The organism is Burkholderia sp. 28_3 (assembly GCF_003253915.1).
Lineage (GTDB): Bacteria > Pseudomonadota > Gammaproteobacteria > Burkholderiales > Burkholderiaceae > Burkholderia > Burkholderia cenocepacia.
In genome coordinates this window covers 378,515-395,717 of the sequence record NZ_QKZF01000003.1, presented here as the reverse complement: position 1 = coordinate 395,717, position 17,203 = coordinate 378,515, and the positions used below count along the sequence as shown (strand labels likewise).

Sequence of the window (17,203 nt, the reverse complement as noted above, 5' to 3'; positions counted from 1 at the left end):
TCAATCGGCCGTCGGGCGGCGCGGCGGACGCCGCTTGACGGGCGCTTTCGGCCGTTCGATGCGCTCGTACAGGCGGAAGCGCTCGTCGCGGTCGGCGACGCGCCGGCCTTCCCAGACGAGACGCCACACGTATTGCGACATCGCGCTCGGCTCGCCGAAGTCGGCGCGGTCCTGGCGCAGGATCACGTCGCAGTCGCCGGAGAAATCGAAGTGCATGTCGCCGAAGTACGCGAAGGTCGCGATCTGCGCGTCGCCGAGCCGCACGGGCGAGATGCACTCGTAGTCGGACGGCAGGTGCACGGCGATCTGTTGCGCGACATCGCGATAGGTCCGGCCGTAGTTGACGATCGGCAGCCACAGCGTCATCAGCAGCACCCACATCAACGTGGTGCCCGCGCTCGACAGCACGACGCTGCGCCACAGCACCTTCGGCTGGCGCGACACACGCCAGCGCACGAGGAAGCACCAGCACACGGTGACGATCACCGCGCAGATGAACGACAGGATCTTGAAATGCGGCTCGTAGCCGGGCACGAGGCGCGCGAGGTTGCGCGCGAGCGGATGCGGGAAGCCGGTGAGCGACGCGAGCCACACGAGCCACACGAAGGTGCCGAGGATCGTGAAGCTCAGCACCGCGAACCAGTCGATCGCGTTGATCGCGCCGCGCTTGAGGGTCGGCAGCGCGAACGTCGCGAGCACCGCGAGCGGCGGCAGCAGCAGCATGTACATGCGGTTCGACTGCTGGCTTTGCAGGATCACGAGCGCGACGAGCGGCACGGCGACCGACAGCGGAATCGCGATGTGCGCGCGACGGCGCATGCCGGCCCAGCTCCACCACGCCCAGATCGCGAGCGGCCACGCGGGCCACGTGAACAGCGGCAGGTTTTTCGCCGCATAGCCGAGCACGGCCGTCGGCGGGCCCGAAAAGCGCATCAGGCTGCCGTGGATCCACTGGTTGAAGAACCACGCGGCGTCGTCGGGCGCCGCGACGATGGCGGCGAGCGGCCACAGCGCGAAGATCGCGGCCGCGAGCGGCACGCCGAGCAGCGGCAGGTGCAGGTTGCGCATCTCGGGCGTGACGAGCCACAGCGCGGCCGTGCCCGCGAGCAGCGCGACGACCAGCACCGGGTTGCCGGACAGCGCGACGAGGCCGATCGCGAGGCCCCACCACAGGGCGCCCTGCAGCGGCTTGTCGATGCCGCGCACGATCCCGTACACGAGCATCGCGATCCACGCGAACTGCGCAAGCTGCGGCGTCGTTTCGTGCCCGCGTTCCGCGAGGCCGAAGCAGGCGACGAGCACCAGCAGCGCACCGTCCGCGAGCGTGCGGCCGTAGTCGCGCGGCTCCGGCTCGCCGCCGAACGCGTACTTGAACGGTTGGACCTCGGCGCGCCGGCCGAGCAGGTAGGCCGCATACCAGACGAACGCGCATGCGACGCAGAACAGCACGCCGGTCGCGACGCGCGACGCGTTGCTCGCGTCGACCCACGGGCCGAGGCCGCGGATCGACAGCGCGCCGAGCCAGTAGCCGAGCGGCCCGTCGGTCGTGATGAACTTGCCGACCAGGTTCGGCAGCAGCCAGTCGTGCCAGCCGCCCTTGGCCATCGTCCACATCACGCCGAAGCCTGCCGCGTCCTCGTTTTTCCACGGGTCGCGGCCGAACAGGCCGAACGCCGCGTAGACGAGGCAGAGCGTGAGCAGCAGCCAGCGCGGCAGCGCACGCGTGGCGGAGGCGGTGAGACGGACGACAGGCTTCATGCAGATGAGCGATTTGTTATGGGCGGGCGGCCAGCGCGGTTGCGCGCGGTCGAGCCGGTTTCGAGCATCCGGCATTGTAGTCGCGCCCGCTGTTGTGCGTCAGGTCGTTGCCCGGGCGCCGGGCGGCGCATCGTCGGGCGAGCAGAGACAAAAAAGGGCAGCCTGGGCTGCCCTTTTGTGCGATACCGGTACGTTGCAACCACCGGATACGGTGCGAAGCTTACTTCGCCTTGCCGTTGGCGCGTACGCCGAACTTGTTCTTGAACTTCTCGACACGGCCTGCCGTGTCCATGATCTTTTGCTGACCCGTGTAGAACGAGTGCGATTCCGACGACACTTCGATCTTGGCGAGCGGGTAGGTCTTGCCGTCGAGTTCGATGTTTTCGCGCGTCTGGATCGTCGAGCGCGTGATGAACTTGAAGCCGTTCGACATGTCTTGGAAGACGACTTCGCGGTAGTCCGGGTGAATGCCAGGTTTCATGATTTTCCTTGGTGATAGCGGTAGCCAACCCGCCGCTTGCCGTGTCGAGCCGCCCCGATGGAGCGATTCGGCTGACGTCAAGCCCGGCGCGAGCCACTTGCCTAAGGTCGAAAAACGGCGATTATGCCAGAAAATCAGACGGTTGACGAATAATTTTCACGGCGCGTCGAGCGCGCCGGTGCCGGCCGGATCCTGTCGGTAGTAGCGCGCGAGGAGCCGGTACAGCTCCGGAAATTCGGACTCGAACGCTTTCGGTCGCACGAACAGCGCCTCGCTGCATACCGCGAAGAATTCCGACGGGTGATCGGCCGCATAGGGATCGATCAGTGAATCCCGCTCGAAGCGCGCCCATGCGCGATCCGGCACCGCGTCGACGCGCGCGCAGAACTGGTCGTACGCATGTTCGAACACGTCGGCCCACGCCTGCGCGTCGAGGTGCGGCGCATGCCAGCGGCGAAACAGGGGCGGATAGCCGTCGGCCGCGCCGTTGACCATGTCGATCTTGTGCGCGAACTCGTGGATCACGACGTTGTACGCGTCCCGGCCGTCCGTCATCTGCGCGTCTTCCCACGACAGGATCACCGGGCCGCCTTCCCAGGCCTCGCCGCTCGCATCCTGCTCGACTTCGTGGACGACGCCGTCCTCGTCCTGCACGGTCTTGCGGATCACGAATTCGCCCGGGTACACGACGACGCCGACCCAGCCGTCGTACAGCGACAGGTCCAGATTCAGCACCGGCAGGCAGGCCTGCGCGGCGATCGCGACGATCATCGCGTCGGTCAGCTCGAGCCCTTGCGCGGTCGAAAACGATTTTTTCGCGACGAACAGGCTCGTCAGTTCGCGCAGCCGGCCGAGCGCGTCGGGCGGCAGGGCGGCGAGGAACGGCAGGCGTTCGACGGTTTCCTGCCACAGCGGATCGGGAATCGGATGGCTGCGCAGCGCGCGGTCGCGGCGGCGGTCGTCGAACCAGCGGGTCAGTTTCGAAAGCATGGAGGCTGCGGACGAAAATCCAAAGCCTGTCTTTTAACTCAATCGATCTGTTTTTGCCATGCCGCGAAGAGGCCGCCGACGAGCGCCACGCCCGCGAGGAAGTAAAAGCCGTCGAGCGACGCGAGGAACGACGCCTGTTGCGCGACCATTCGCGCGATCGACGCGATCGCGAGGCCATGCGCGTCGTTCAGCGCGTGGCCGGCTGCCGCGTAACTGCGCGTCAGCGCGTCGACGGTCTGCTGGAACAGCGGGTCGAACAGGTTCGCGCGCTCGACGAGCCGCGTCTGGTGCACGGCGACGCGATGCTGCTCGACGATGATCACCGACGACGTCGCGAACGAGATCGTCAGTTGCCGCACGATGTTCTTCAGCCGGTAGCCGTGCGTGTATTCGTCGATCGCGAAGATCCGGAACGTGAGGTTCGCGACCGGCAGCACGATGAACAGCAGCAGCAATCCGCGCAGCAGCAGCGGGACGATCAGCGCGGCTTCGCCGACCTGCGGCGTCATCCGCGTCATCCACAGCGCGGCCGTGACGGCGATCGCGAACCCGGGCACGACGAACCACTTCTTGTGCGGGACGAATTTCGCGTAGCGCAGGTACGCGAACAGCGCGGTGGCGGAGATCAGCGACATCGTGCCGACCAGGCGCCCGGCATTCTCGACCGGATAGCCGAGCCCGCCCTCGAGAAATCGCGACGTCAGGTAACTGAAGCCCGTCGTCTCGTAGTAATAGAACATGTAGAGCAGCAGCCCGACCTGAAAAGTGCGCTCGCGGAACGCATGCAGCCGCACGAGCGGCGTCGGATGGTTCCACTGGTGATACGCGAACCACGCGAGCGCGCCGAGCCCGGCAAACGTCAGCATGATCAGCATCGGCGAGCCGCTGTAGAGCTGGTAATGCACCTGCTGCAGCACGATCTGCAGCGCCCCTTGCGCGAGCGCGAACACGACGTACGGCCAGAAGTGTCCGGAGCCGCGTTCGTCGTCCGGCGTGCGGCCCGAATCGGGCAGCGTGAGCAACGCGAGGATGGCGAACGCGATGCCGGCCGGCGCCGTGCACGCGAACAGGGCGCGCCACGTCGAATGCGCGACCAGCAGCCCGCCGACGATCGGCGCGAGCGCGCTGCCGAGCAGGATCATGATCAGGAACGCGCGTGTCGCGGGCGGCCGCTCCTGCGGCTTGAAGCTGATCTGGATCAGGATCCGGCACGCGCCCATCATCGGGCCGATGAAATAGCCCTGGAAGCCGCGCGCGAACGCGAGCTCCAGCGACGTGTCGGCCAGCGCCGCCGCGATCGCGCCGAGCGAGAACATCAGCATGCAGCCCGCGACGTAGCGGCGATGGCCGAGCCGGTCGACCCACCATTGCTGCTGCAGGATGCCGAGCACGGCCGTGACCGCGTAGGCGCTCGACGACCACACGAGTTCGTCGGGCGACGCATTGATGCCGCCCGCGATGTAGCTCGCGAAGAACGAGAAGACGGCGTTGTCGAAGTAGTCGATGCCGGTGACGAGCGCGAGCGCCCATGGAAACAGGTCCGCGCGCAGGTTCGCGCGGCTCCATAGCGGCGGCCGGCCCGGCACGGCGTTCATTCGCGGTCCTTGCGGGCGCGCCGCGCGCCGATTTCGGCCCGCCGCTGCGCGATCAGTTCATCGGCGTTTTCGCCGGCGAGGCGCCGCTCGACGTAGTCGATGTCGTGCTGCAACTCCTTGCGCAGCGCGACGGCTTCCTTCAGTTCGCGCTGGACGGCCGCGATCCGCCGGTCGAGCGTGTCGATCTGCTCGGCGAGGCCGGCGCGGATGTCGCGCAGCGACGCATCCGAATAGCGGCGCCGGCCGTCGCCCGTTTCTTCCAGCGGACGCTTCAGCATTTCGGTGATGCCGTGCAGCGAGAAGCCCAGCGCGCGCAGCCGCAGGATGCGCGCGAAACGCTCGAGGTCGGCTTCGTCGTAGAGACGGTAGCGGCCTTCGCTGCGCGACGGCGTGACGAGGCCGCGCTCTTCGTAATATTTGAGCGTGCGCGGCGTGACGCCGAGCCGCGACGCGGCGTCGCTGACGGTCAATAGCGGGGTGGAGGCGTCGGTCGGCATCGGGTATCGGGGATTCGGCGGGACAATGACGCGATTATAGATCAACCTGTACGTTCACGTTCAGGTTGGGGCCGAAAAAACGGCCGCCGGGCAGGATGCGCGGGCGGCCGTGTCGCGGGGCGGGGGCGATCAGCCGCCGCGGCGCATCAGGTCGAAGAACTCGGAGTTGCTCTTCGTCTGGCGGATCTTGTCGAGCAGGAATTCCATTGCCTCGACTTCGTCCATGTCGTGGATGAACTTGCGCAGCACCCAGATCTTCTGAAGGATCTCGGGCTTGATCAGCATTTCCTCGCGACGCGTGCCCGACTTGTTCAGGTTGATCGACGGATACACGCGCTTTTCCGCGAGACGGCGCTCGAGGTGCACTTCCATGTTGCCGGTGCCCTTGAACTCTTCGTAGATCACGTCGTCCATGCGGCTGCCGGTTTCGATCAGCGCGGTGCCGATGATCGTCAGCGAACCGCCTTCCTCGATGTTGCGCGCCGCGCCGAAGAAGCGCTTCGGACGCTGCAGCGCGTTCGCGTCGACACCGCCCGTCAGCACCTTGCCCGATGCCGGGATCACGGTGTTGTACGCACGCGCGAGACGCGTGATCGAGTCGAGCAGAATCACGACGTCGTGCTTCATTTCGACGAGGCGCTTGGCCTTCTCGATCACCATTTCGGCGACCTGCACGTGGCGCGTGGCCGGTTCGTCGAACGTCGACGCGATCACTTCGCCGGCGACCGAGCGCTGCATTTCGGTCACTTCTTCCGGGCGCTCGTCGATCAGCAGCACGAACAGGATCACGTCCGGGTGGTTCTGCTTGATCGCATGCGCGATGTGCTGGAGCATCACGGTCTTGCCGGACTTCGGCGACGCGACGAGCAGGCCGCGCTGGCCCTTGCCGATCGGCGCGATCATGTCGATGATGCGGCCCGTGACGTTTTCCTCGCCGCGCATTTCGCGTTCGAGCGACAGCGGCTTGTTCGGGTGCAGCGGCGTGAGGTTCTCGAACATGATCTTGTGTTTCGAGGCCTCGGGCGGCTGCCCGTTGACTTTGTCGACCTTCACCAGCGCGAAGTAGCGCTCGCCGTCCTTCGGCGTGCGGACTTCACCTTCGATGGTGTCGCCGGTGTGCAGGTTGAAGCGGCGGATCTGCGACGGGCTGATGTAGATGTCGTCGGTGCTCGCGAGGTACGACATTTCCGGCGAGCGCAGGAAGCCGAAGCCGTCCGGCAGCACTTCGAGCGTACCGTCGCCGAAGATCGTCTCTCCCGTCTTGGCGCGCTTTTTGAGAATGGCAAACATCAACTCCTGCTTGCGCAGGCGGTTCGCGTTTTCGATCTCCAGGCCGTTGGCCATTTCGATCAGTTCGGACACGTGCAGAGACTTGAGCTCGGATAAATGCATACGGAGAACCCGCCAGGGAGGAGAAGCGACGAAAGAAAATAAGGGAGGAGGGCGAGCGGAGGCGCTCAGAGACTTAAATGCGTCTTGTCGACGTTTTTTAATTCTAGCATAGGCCGATTCGCGCTTGAGCGAGCGATCGGCGGCTTGACGACGGACGTGTTGCCGACTGACAACACGTCCGTGGAACTGCCGGTATTACAGGTGGCTGTCCAGGAAGGCGGTGAGCTGCGACTTCGACAGCGCGCCGACCTTCTGCGCGGCGGCCGCGCCGTTCTTGAACAGGATCAGCGTCGGGATGCCGCGCACGCCGAACTTCGCGGGCGTGGCCTGGTTGTCGTCGACGTTGATCTTCGCGATCTGCAGCTTGTCGCCGTAGTCCTTCGCGACTTCGTCGAGGATCGGGGCGATCATCTTGCACGGGCCGCACCATTCGGCCCAGAAATCGACGAGTACGGGCTTGTCGGACTTGACGACGTCCTGTTCGAACGATGCGTCGCTGATGTGTTTGATCTGTTCGCTCATTGGGTCAATACCTCTTACGGTTCGGGGACTGCCTGCTTGCGCGTTGCGGCGTACCGGCCGCCGTAGGCTGCCGGCCGCTGCGGCAGGTCACTCCGCCTTCCGGAAGGGAGGGGGCGTAAGCGCTGCATGCCGCGGCTCGCGGGTCGTTCGGGCGTCATATTAGCCTAAATTGCTATCTGCTGCGGGCGGCGATAGTAGCCGCTACGCGAGTAGGGGTACGACGCGACGTTCGACCGTCGTGCCACGCAGGTGGAGGCCGGTCCGCAAATTACAAGGGGAGTGGGCCGCATGCGGTGCGCGCGAACGGGCGATGCGCGGGTTTGCCCGGCGATATTCGCTTTGATGCGAACAAACGGTCGCATTCGTCCGGAAGCGGTGATAGAATATGCCGTGACGGGCCTCCTCGCATGGTGGGGCGGTGAACCTGGTCAGGTCGGGAACGAAGCAGCCACAATCGTTTTCCGCCAGTGCCGAGGGTTGGGCTCGTCACCTTCCTTCTCGCCCCGTTCGCAGGGCGTTTTTTATTTCTGCGTCACACTCCGTTCGACCTCCACCTTGCCCGTGTTCCGCACCGCTTCGCGTGTCGGCGCGACGCAGCGTTACTGATACAATTTCCCGATGACCTATCAAGTTCTCGCACGCAAGTGGCGTCCGAAGGATTTCGCTTCGCTCGTCGGCCAGGAGCACGTCGTCAGGGCGCTCACGCACGCGCTCGACGGCGGGCGTCTCCATCACGCCTATCTGTTTACCGGAACCCGCGGTGTCGGCAAGACGACGCTGTCGCGGATCTTCGCGAAGGCGCTCAACTGTGAAACCGGCGTCACGTCGCAGCCGTGCGGCGTGTGTCGCGCGTGTCGCGAGATCGACGAGGGTCGTTTCGTCGATTACGTCGAGATGGACGCGGCGAGCAACCGCGGCGTCGACGAAATGGCCGCGCTGCTCGAGCGCGCGGTGTACGCGCCCGTCGATGCGCGCTTCAAGGTCTACATGATCGACGAAGTGCACATGCTGACGAATCACGCGTTCAACGCGATGCTGAAGACGCTGGAAGAGCCGCCGCCGCACGTCAAGTTCATCCTCGCGACGACCGATCCGCAGAAAATCCCCGTCACCGTGCTGTCGCGCTGTCTGCAGTTCAACCTGAAGCAGATGCCGGCCGGGCACATCGTGTCGCATCTCGAGCGGATCCTCGGCGAAGAACGGATCACGTTCGAGCCGCAGGCGCTGCGCCTGCTCGCGCGGGCCGCGCAGGGCAGCATGCGCGACGCGCTGTCGCTGACCGACCAGGCGATCGCCTATTCGGCGAACGAGGTGACCGAGTCGGCGGTGTCGGGCATGCTCGGCGCGCTCGACCAGACCTACATGGTGCGCCTGCTCGACGCGCTCGCGGCCGGCAACGGCCCGGAAATCCTCGCGATTGCCGACGAGATGTCGCTGCGCAGCCTGTCGTTCTCGACCGCGCTGCAGGATCTCGCGAGCCTGCTGCACCGGATCGCGTGGGCGCAGTTCGCGCCGGGCTCGGTGCTCGACGAATGGCCGGAAGCGGCCGACCTGCGCCGGTTTGCTGAGACGCTGAGCCCCGAGCAGGTGCAGTTGTTCTATCAGATCGCGACGGTCGGGCGCGCCGAACTCGGCCTGGCGCCGGACGAATACGCCGGTTTCACGATGACGCTGCTGCGGATGCTCGCGTTCGAGCCGGCCGTCGGCGCCGGCAGCGCGCCGGGCGGTCAGCCGTCCGTGCCGCCGCGTGCGGTGCCGGCCCCGCGTGCTACGGCGGCACCGGCCGCTGCCGCGGCGAAGCCGGTATCGGCCGCGCCGGCAAGCGCAGCGCGCCCGCCAGCCGCGACGCCGGCTGCGCCGGTCGCCCGTTCGGCGCCGGTGCAATCGAGCGATGAAGCCGAACGGCCGGCCGCCAAGCCGGCTGCCGTTCAGTCACCGGCAGAAGCAGCGCCGGAACCGGTCGCGGCTGACGTGCAAGCTGTCGAGCCGCCTCAGCCGGAAACGAAGGCAGCGCCCGCCGGCGACACGCCGCCTCCCGCGCGCAAGGCACCCGAGCCGCCCGCCGTTGCCGTCGTGCAGCGAAACGATGAACCGGCGCCGCAGGCCGAACCGGCGCCGCGCGTCGCATCGCCCGAGCCGGCCGCCGCACGGCCGGCGGCGCGCGCGGGCGGTGCCGCCGCCGCACTCGACGTGCTGCGCAATGCGGGGATGCGCGTGTCGTCGGACCGCGGGCGCGCAGGCGCTGCCGCCAAGCCGGCTGCTGAAAAGCCGGTCGCGCCGCGTCCGGCCGTCCAGGTGCCGACGCCGCGTGCTGCCGCCCGTGCGCCGCAAGCAGCCGATTCGCGCCAGCCGTCGCCGCCGTGGGAAGACATCCCGCCCGACGACTACGTGCCGCTCAGCGCCGACGAAATGTTCGGCGGGTCCGACGACGGCTTCGTGCCGGTGTTCGACAGCGGTCCCGACGACGTGCGCGTGACGCCGAAGCCGGCGGACGCGCGTCCGGCCGCGCCGATCGACACGCGTCCGCTGCCGCCCGCGATCGCGCTCGATCCGATCGGTTTCGACGGCGAATGGCCGGCGCTGGCCGCGCGGTTGCCGCTGAAGGGTGTCGCGTACCAGCTCGCGTTCAACAGCGAGCTGACGGCCGTCGATGCAACTGCATTGAAATTGTCCGTGCCGGTGCCGCAGTATGCGGACGCCGCACAGGTGGCGAAGCTGAAGGCCGCACTGGCCGATGCGCTCGGCAAGCCGGTCGAGGTGACCGTCGAGGTCGGGCCCGCGCGGCGCACTGCGGCGGCGCTCGATGCGGCCGCGCGCGCGGCGCGCCAGCGCGAAGCCGAACAGGAGATTCACGGCGATCCGTTCGTCCAGCAGCTCGTGCGCGAGTTCGGTGCACGCATCGTCGAAGGGTCGGTGCGCCCGCTCGCCGATTCGGCGCCGGACGGCGCGCCGCCGACGCTGCATTGAACTGAGCGCCCCGCGACAGGCACAATCACGCCCCGCACACATTGGCCGGCACGCGCCGCGTGCCGGTTTTCACACGATCAAGAAGGAGTATTCCCATGTTGAAAGGCAACCTCGCCGGACTGATGAAGCAAGCGCAGCAAATGCAGGAAAACATGAAGAAGATGCAGGAGCAGCTTGCGCTCATCGAAGTCGAAGGGCAGTCGGGCGCCGGCCTCGTCAAGGTGACGATGACGTGCCGCAACGAAGTGCGCCGCGTGTCGATCGACCCGAGCCTGCTCGCGGACGACAAGGACATGCTCGAGGATCTCGTCGCCGCTGCGTTCAACGACGCGGTGCGCAAGGCCGAAGCCACGTCGCAGGAAAAGATGAGCGGCATGACCTCGGGCCTGCCGCTGCCCCCGGGCTTCAAGCTGCCGTTCTGAGCGCGGCGTCCTTGCCACTGTTTGCCGCCGTATGAAACAGCCGTCCGCCCTGTCCGCCCTCGTCGAAGCGTTGCGCGTGCTGCCCGGCGTCGGGCCGAAATCCGCGCAGCGCATGGCGGTTCACCTGATGCAGCACGACCGTGAGGGCGCGGAGCGGCTCGGCCGGTCGCTGCTGTTCGCGACCGAGCACCTGCAGCACTGCGAGAAGTGCAACACGTTCACCGAAGCGCAGATCTGCGAGGTCTGCAGCGACGAGGAGCGTGATCCGACGCTGCTGTGCGTCGTCGAGACGCCTGCCGACCAGATCATGCTCGAGCAGACGATGACCTACCGCGGGTTGTATTTCGTGCTGATGGGGCGACTGAGCCCGCTCGACGGGATCGGCCCGAAGGAAATCCATTTCGACCGCCTCGTGCGGCGCGCGTCCGACGGCGTCGTCAAGGAAGTCGTGCTCGCGACCAACTTCACGAACGAAGGCGAAGCCACCGCCCACTACCTCGGCCAGACGCTCAAGGCGCGCGGGCTGGCGGTCACGCGCCTCGCGCGCGGCGTGCCGGTGGGCGGCGAGCTCGAGTACGTCGACGCGGGCACCATCGCCCGCGCGATGCTCGACCGCCGCACGATGTAAGCCGGGCGCCGCCTGCGGGCGGCGCCGTTCCTCATGCCAGGGAGACACATGAGCACCAGCCAGGGCCCGCTCGCGGGCGTCAAAGTGCTCGAATTCGGAACGCTGATCGCGGGGCCGTTCGCGTCGCGGCTGTTCGCCGAATTCGGCGCGGAAGTGATCAAGATCGAGGATCCGAACGGCGGCGACCCGCTGCGCAAGTGGCGCAAGCTCCATCCGGAGCAGGGCGGCACGTCGCTGTGGTGGTCCGTGCAGGCGCGCAACAAGAAATCGGTCACGCTGAACCTGAAGGCCGACGCCGGCAAGGCGATCGCGCGGCAGCTCGCGAGCGAGGCCGACATCGTGATCGAGAACTTCCGCCCGGGCCTGCTCGAAAAGCTCGGGCTCGGCTACGACGTGCTGTCGGCCGACAATCCGGGCCTCGTGATGGTGCGCCTGTCCGGCTACGGGCAGACGGGCCCGTACCGCGACCGGCCCGGCTTCGGCGCGATCGCCGAATCGATGGGCGGGCTGCGCCACATCACCGGCTATCCGGATCTGCCGCCGCCGCGCATCGGCATCTCGATCGGCGACTCGATCGCCGCGCTGCACGGCGTGATCGGCGCGCTGATGGCGCTCCATCACCGCAAGGTCAACGGCGGCGCGGGGCAGGTGGTCGACGTTGCACTGTATGAAGCCGTCTTCAACATGATGGAAAGCGTGGTGCCCGAGTACGGCGTGTACGGGATGGTGCGCGAGCGCACTGGCGCGTCGCTGCCGGGTATCGTGCCGTCGAATACGTATGCATGCCGCGACGGCAGCATCGTGATCGGCGGCAACAGCGATCCGATCTTCAAGCGGCTGATGAAGGCGATCGAGCGCGACGACCTCGCCGACGATCCCGCGCTCGCGCAAAACGACGGGCGCGTGCCGCGCACGCAGGAAATCGACGACGCGATCGCCGCGTGGCTCGCGCCGCGCACGATCGAAGAGGCGCTTGCCGTGCTGAATGCGGCCGACGTGCCGGCCGGGCGCATCTACAGCGCCGCCGACATGTTCACCGATCCGCAGTTCGTCGCGCGCCAGATGATCCAGCGTTTCAAGCTGGCCGACGGCACCGACATTCCGCTGCCGAACATCACGCCGAAGCTGTCGGACACGCCGGGCGAAACGCGCTGGCTCGGGCCCGAGCTCGGCGAGCACACCGACGAGGTGCTGCGCGGCCTCGGCTACGACGCGCAGGCGATTGCCGCGCTGCGCGAGGCGGGCGCGATCTGAGTGCCCCGCGGCCTAGCGCCTTGCGCCGGGCCGCCCGACGGACGCCTTTTCCGACGAGTCGTTCGTCGGGGCGAAAAACCCCGGCGACCCGGTGTTTTCCCCGGCGCATGGAATGCCGCCGCACGATGCGGCGGCGCATCGTGCGCCCATGCGTCTACCCACCCGTCCGCGGCCGCCGGACTGTCGCTCTCGCGCCATCTTTCCTCGGTTACAATCGCCGGATGCGAATCCTACTCAGCAACGACGACGGCTATCTCGCCCCCGGTCTCGCCGCGCTCAGCGAAGCGCTGCAGCCGCTGGCCGAGCTCACGGTGATCGCGCCCGAGCAGAACTGCAGCGGCGCGTCGAACTCCCTCACGTTGTCGCGGCCGCTGTCGGTGCAGCGCGCAGCGGGTACGGGTTTCTTCTACGTGAACGGCACGCCGACCGATTCGGTGCACGTCGCGCTGACGGGGATGGCCGATGAGAGGCCCGACATCGTCGTATCCGGCATCAACAACGGCCAGAACATGGGCGAAGACACGCTCTATTCGGGGACAGTTGCAGCCGCCACCGAGGGCATCATGTTCGGTGTGCCGGCGATTGCGTTCTCGCTGGTCGACAAGGGCTGGGCCCAGCTGCCGGACGCCGCGCGCGTCGCCGCGGAAATCGTCGCGCATTACCTCGCGCACCCGCTGCCGGGCAACCCGCTGTTGAACGTCAATATTCCGAACCTGCCGTACGACGAGCTGAAGGGCTGGAAGGTTACGCGCCTCGGCAAGCGTCATCCGTCGCAGCCGGTGATCCGCCAGACCGACCCGCGCGGCGAGCCGATCTACTGGATCGGTGCCGCGGGCGACGCGCTGGACGCCAGCGAGGGCACCGATTTTCACGCCGTCGCAAACGGTTTCGTGTCGATCACGCCGCTGCAGCTCGATCTCACGCATACGCAGATGCTGCCCGCGACGCGCGAATGGGTGCGCGCCGGAGGGCGGGCTTCATGAGCGGCGAGCGCGCGAAGCGGTTCCCGCTCGCGCTCGAAGATCTCAAGCGAGCGCCACGCAAGTCGGACGGTCGGGCCGGTGAACGCCAGGCGGCGGGCGCGGTGCCGAAGGCCGCCGACAAACCCGCAGCCGTGCTGAAACCGGTTGCGGTGAAGCCGGCCGCCGTGCGGGCGCCGCTGCCGGGTATCGGCGCCGCGAAACCGGCGACCGCACCGAAGCCGACCGTGCTCAAGCCAGCGCTGCCGAAGCCGGCTGCGCCCACGATTGCGCCGGCCGGCGCGTTCGCCCTCACGTCGGAACGTGTGCGCGAGCGGATGGTCGAACGCCTGCGCGCGAATGGCGTGACCGATACGCGCGTGCTGGACGCGATGGCCGCGGTGCCGCGCCACCTGTTCGTGGATCCGGGGCTCGCGACGCAGGCCTACGAGGATTCGGCGCTGCCGATCGGTCATCAGCAAACCATTTCAAAGCCGTCGGTCGTCGCGCGCATGATCGAGCTCGCGATGGCCGGCCGCACACTCGAGCGCGTGCTCGAGATCGGCACGGGCTGCGGCTATCAGGCCGCCGTGCTGAGCCACGTGGCACGCGACGTGTATTCGATTGAACGCATCAAGCCGCTGTATGAGCGCGCGAAGCTGAACCTGCGGCCGCTGCGCGTGCCGAACATCCGTCTGCACTATGGCGACGGGCGTGTCGGCCTGCCGTCCGCGGCCCCGTTCGACGCGATCGTGATCGCGGCGGCGGGGCTCGACGTGCCGCAGGCGCTGCTCGAGCAGCTCGCGATCGGCGGGCGGCTCGTCGCGCCGGTCGGCGCGCAGAGCGGGCAGCACCAGGTGCTCACGCTCGTCGAGCGCGTCGCGCACGCGCAATGGCGAGAGTCCCGGCTTGATCGCGTTTTCTTTGTCCCTTTAAAATCCGGAGTGATTTGAAACCGATGAGTATGTTGCGCGCGATGCAAAACAACCGATCCCGGGAACCGCTCACGCTCGCCCAGCGCGCGATCTGTGTGGCTGCGTTCTCCACGCTACTGGCCGCCTGTGCGACGCGGCTCGACAACGCGCCCGTCGTCGACCGCTCCGGGTCGCTCGGCACGACCGCCACCGCGCAGCCCGCGGTGCCGCTCGGCCCGCCGCCGCCTGGCTTCTATCGTGTGAAGCCGGGCGACACGCTGTACCGGATTGCGCTCGAGAACGGGCAGAACTATCGCGACATCGCGTCGTGGAACAACCTGGCGAACCCGAACCAGATCGAAGTCGACCAGCTGCTGCGCGTGGCGCCGCCGGGCGGCGCCGCGGTCGCGGGTGCGCCGGCCGCCGCGCCGATCGTCGGTGGCGCGGTCGCGACGGCACCGCTGAGCAGCGGCCCGGCCGCGCCGGCTGCCGGCACGTCGTCGGCGCTGGCCGCCACGCCGCCGGCGGCGGCAACCGGATCGAGCGATACGGCCGCGGCGCCGAGCGGCCCCGTGACGTTCGCGTGGCCCGCGCGCGGCCCCGTGCTGAACGGGTTCGACGACGCGAAGAACAAGGGTGTCAATATCGGCGGGACGGCCGGCGAGGCCGTGAAGGCGGCGGCGGACGGCCGAGTCGTTTACTCCGGCAACGGTCTGCGTGGTTACGGCAACCTCATTATCATCAAGCACGATGCAACTTACCTCACGGCGTATGCACACAATCGCGCTTTGATGGTAAAAGAGGGGGACGCGGTAACGAAGGGGCAGAAGATCGCCGAGATGGGTAACAGCGATGCCGACCGCGTGATGCTGCATTTCGAGGTTCGCCGGCAGGGTAAGCCTGTCGATCCGCTGAAGTATTTGCCGCCTCAATAACCGAGACGACCATGCCGAAATCGAAGCGCCACGAGCCGCAAGCCGAGTCTGAGAAGATCAGTCGTGCCACGCAAGCATCGGTGGGGCGAGTGGGTGCTTCGACGGACGACGAAGACGACGTCGCGGAAAACGAACGTGATCTCGAGGCACGCGACGCCGAGGCCGAAGGTGGCGACGACGAGCGCGAAGGCCGTCAGGAAGCCGCGCCCGACGTCGACGATTTCCGCACGCTGCTGCAGGCCGAACTCACGGCCGACACGATCCAGCATTACCTGAACCGCATCAGCGTGAAGCCGCTGCTGACCGTCGAGGAAGAGCAGCGCTATTCGCGTCTTGCGAAGGCCGGCGAATTCGAGGCGCGGCAGGTGATGATCGAGCGCAACCTGCGTCTCGTCGTCAGTATCGCGAAGGGGTACCTGAACCGCGGCGTGCCGCTGCTCGACCTGATCGAGGAAGGCAACCTCGGCCTGATGCACGCGATCGAGAAATTCGACCCGACGCGCGGTTTTCGCTTCTCGACCTACGCGACGTGGTGGATCCGGCAGAGCATCGAGCGGGCGATCATGAACCAGGCCCGCACGGTGCGCCTGCCCGTGCACGTGATCCGCGAACTGAACCAGGTGCTGCGCGCGAAGCGCCACCTCGAAAAGAATTCGATGTCGACGGGCGAGGCGGCCGAACGCCGTGAAGCCAGCATCGACGACATCGCCTATCTCACCGGCAAGACCGCCGAGGAAGTCACCGATATCCTCGCGCTCAACGAACACACGGCGTCGCTCGACGCGCCGCTCGACCTCGATCCCGCGAGCAGCCTGCTCGACCTGCTGCCCGACGACCAGAGCCAGTCGCCCGACGCCGAGGTGCAGCACCGCGAGCTCGAAACGCTGACGCGCGCGTGGCTGTCGCGGCTGTCCGACAAGCACCGGCACGTGATCGAGCGCCGCTTCGGCCTGAACCACATCGAACCGGCGACGCTCGAGGAGCTCGCCGACGAGATGGGGCTCACGCGCGAGCGCGTGCGGCAGATCCAGCAGGAAGCGCTGGTGCGCCTCAAGCGGTTCTTTGCCTCCAACGGCGTGCGCAAGGACGCCGTTCTGTAACTGATGACTCCGATTCTCGTTTTTGACATCGAGACGATTCCCGATGTCGACGGCATTCGCCGTCTGGAAGACCTGCCCGCGACGCTCAACGATGCCGCGGTGGCCGAGCATGCATTCGCCGCACGCCGCGAGAAGACCGGCAGTGATTTCCTGCCGCATCACCTGCAGCGGATCGCGGCGATTTCGTGCGTGTTCCGCGACAACAACGGTTTTCGCGTGCGCTCGCTCGGCACGCCGCAGGACAACGAAGCCACGCTGATCCAGTCGTTCTACCGCGTAATCGAGAAATACACGCCGCAGCTCGTGTCGTGGAACGGCGGTGGCTTCGATCTGCCGGTGCTCCATTACCGCGCGCTCGTGCACGGCATTCCCGCCACCCGCTACTGGGATCTCGGCGAGGACGACCGCGAGTTCAAGTGGAACAACTACATCTCGCGCTATCACTCGCGGCATACCGACCTGATGGACGTGCTCGCGATGTATCAGGCGCGCGCCAATGCGCCGCTCGACGCGCTCGCGAAGCTGTGCGGCTTTCCGGGCAAGCTCGGGATGGATGGCAGCCAGGTATGGCCGGCGTTCCAGGACGGGCGAATCGAGGAAATCCGCAACTACTGCGAAACCGACGTCGTCAATACCTACCTGCTGTATTGCCGGTTCCAGTTGATGCGCGGCGGCCTGACGCCGAGCGAGTACGCGGACGAGATCCTGCTCGTGAAGAACGCGCTTGCGCTGGAACCGGCGCCACACTGGGTCGAATACCTGGCCGGCTTCGACGCGTAGCGCGGCCAG

General features: G+C 67.1%; 16 protein-coding genes and 1 other RNA gene. 10 read left to right on the top strand and 7 right to left on the bottom strand.

Annotated elements, in window-relative coordinates; genetic code table 11:
* The 7 genes from DFS13_RS09830 to trxA all read right to left on the bottom strand — a co-directional run bounded on the left by DFS13_RS09830 (position 1) and on the right by trxA (position 7,235).
* Positions 1-1,833: a glycosyltransferase family 39 protein gene (locus DFS13_RS09830; protein ID WP_006485070.1), complete on the bottom strand. Its 1,833-nt coding sequence runs from the start codon at positions 1,831-1,833 to the stop codon at positions 1-3.
* Between the two features lie 145 nt (positions 1,834-1,978).
* A complete protein-coding gene (locus DFS13_RS09825) occupies positions 1,979-2,239 on the bottom strand; it encodes a type B 50S ribosomal protein L31 (RefSeq protein ID WP_006485080.1) in 261 nt (86 codons plus the stop codon).
* A gap of 156 nt (positions 2,240-2,395) precedes the next feature.
* Positions 2,396-3,229, bottom strand: a complete 834-nt coding sequence (locus DFS13_RS09820; RefSeq protein WP_111441684.1) for a zinc-dependent peptidase — start codon at positions 3,227-3,229, stop codon at positions 2,396-2,398.
* Between the two features lie 38 nt (positions 3,230-3,267).
* A complete protein-coding gene (locus DFS13_RS09815) occupies positions 3,268-4,824 on the bottom strand; it encodes an MFS transporter (protein ID WP_048985926.1) in 1,557 nt (518 codons plus the stop codon).
* Positions 4,821-5,321, bottom strand: coding sequence for a MerR family transcriptional regulator (locus DFS13_RS09810; RefSeq protein ID WP_006485074.1), 501 nt, complete (start codon positions 5,319-5,321; stop codon positions 4,821-4,823). Before DFS13_RS09810 ends, DFS13_RS09815 begins: the two co-directional genes overlap by 4 nt.
* Positions 5,322-5,450: 129 nt before the next feature.
* Positions 5,451-6,713 carry a transcription termination factor Rho gene (gene rho / locus DFS13_RS09805; RefSeq protein ID WP_006478662.1) on the bottom strand — a complete coding sequence of 421 codons (1,263 nt, stop codon included), beginning with the start codon at positions 6,711-6,713 and terminating at the stop codon, positions 5,451-5,453.
* A gap of 195 nt (positions 6,714-6,908) precedes the next feature.
* Complete coding sequence (gene trxA, locus DFS13_RS09800; protein ID WP_006402348.1) at positions 6,909-7,235, bottom strand: thioredoxin TrxA; 327 nt, start codon at positions 7,233-7,235, stop codon at positions 6,909-6,911.
* 392 nt (positions 7,236-7,627) lie between these two features.
* Here trxA and ffs point away from each other — a divergent pair.
* The 10 genes from ffs to DFS13_RS09750 all read left to right on the top strand — a co-directional run bounded on the left by ffs (position 7,628) and on the right by DFS13_RS09750 (position 17,194).
* Positions 7,628-7,726: signal recognition particle sRNA small type (ffs, locus tag DFS13_RS09795), an RNA gene on the top strand.
* A gap of 127 nt (positions 7,727-7,853) precedes the next feature.
* Positions 7,854-10,202: a DNA polymerase III subunit gamma/tau gene (locus DFS13_RS09790; RefSeq protein WP_111441683.1), complete on the top strand. Its 2,349-nt coding sequence runs from the start codon at positions 7,854-7,856 to the stop codon at positions 10,200-10,202.
* Between the two features lie 95 nt (positions 10,203-10,297).
* A complete protein-coding gene (locus DFS13_RS09785) occupies positions 10,298-10,624 on the top strand; it encodes a YbaB/EbfC family nucleoid-associated protein (protein WP_006482124.1) in 327 nt (108 codons plus the stop codon).
* 31 nt (positions 10,625-10,655) lie between these two features.
* Positions 10,656-11,252 carry a recombination mediator RecR gene (gene recR / locus DFS13_RS09780; RefSeq protein WP_006478665.1) on the top strand — a complete coding sequence of 199 codons (597 nt, stop codon included), beginning with the start codon at positions 10,656-10,658 and terminating at the stop codon, positions 11,250-11,252.
* A 48-nt stretch (positions 11,253-11,300) separates the two neighbouring features.
* Entirely contained in the window at positions 11,301-12,506 is a 1,206-nt protein-coding gene (locus DFS13_RS09775) for a CaiB/BaiF CoA-transferase family protein (RefSeq protein ID WP_006482127.1), read from the top strand.
* Positions 12,507-12,727: 221 nt separating this feature from the next.
* A complete protein-coding gene (gene surE / locus DFS13_RS09770; protein ID WP_006482126.1) occupies positions 12,728-13,489 on the top strand; it encodes a 5'/3'-nucleotidase SurE in 762 nt (253 codons plus the stop codon).
* Positions 13,486-14,418, top strand: coding sequence for a protein-L-isoaspartate(D-aspartate) O-methyltransferase (locus DFS13_RS09765; RefSeq protein WP_006482129.1), 933 nt, complete (start codon positions 13,486-13,488; stop codon positions 14,416-14,418). Before surE ends, DFS13_RS09765 begins: the two co-directional genes overlap by 4 nt.
* Positions 14,419-14,423: 5 nt before the next feature.
* On the top strand, positions 14,424-15,314 hold the full coding sequence (locus DFS13_RS09760; RefSeq protein WP_034195698.1) for a peptidoglycan DD-metalloendopeptidase family protein: 891 nt from the start codon (positions 14,424-14,426) through the stop codon (positions 15,312-15,314).
* An 11-nt stretch (positions 15,315-15,325) separates the two neighbouring features.
* On the top strand, positions 15,326-16,414 hold the full coding sequence (gene rpoS, locus DFS13_RS09755; RefSeq protein ID WP_006484452.1) for an RNA polymerase sigma factor RpoS: 1,089 nt from the start codon (positions 15,326-15,328) through the stop codon (positions 16,412-16,414).
* Positions 16,415-16,417: 3 nt separating this feature from the next.
* Entirely contained in the window at positions 16,418-17,194 is a 777-nt protein-coding gene (locus tag DFS13_RS09750; protein ID WP_111441682.1) for a 3'-5' exonuclease, read from the top strand.
* Positions 17,195-17,203: the final 9 nt, after the last annotated feature.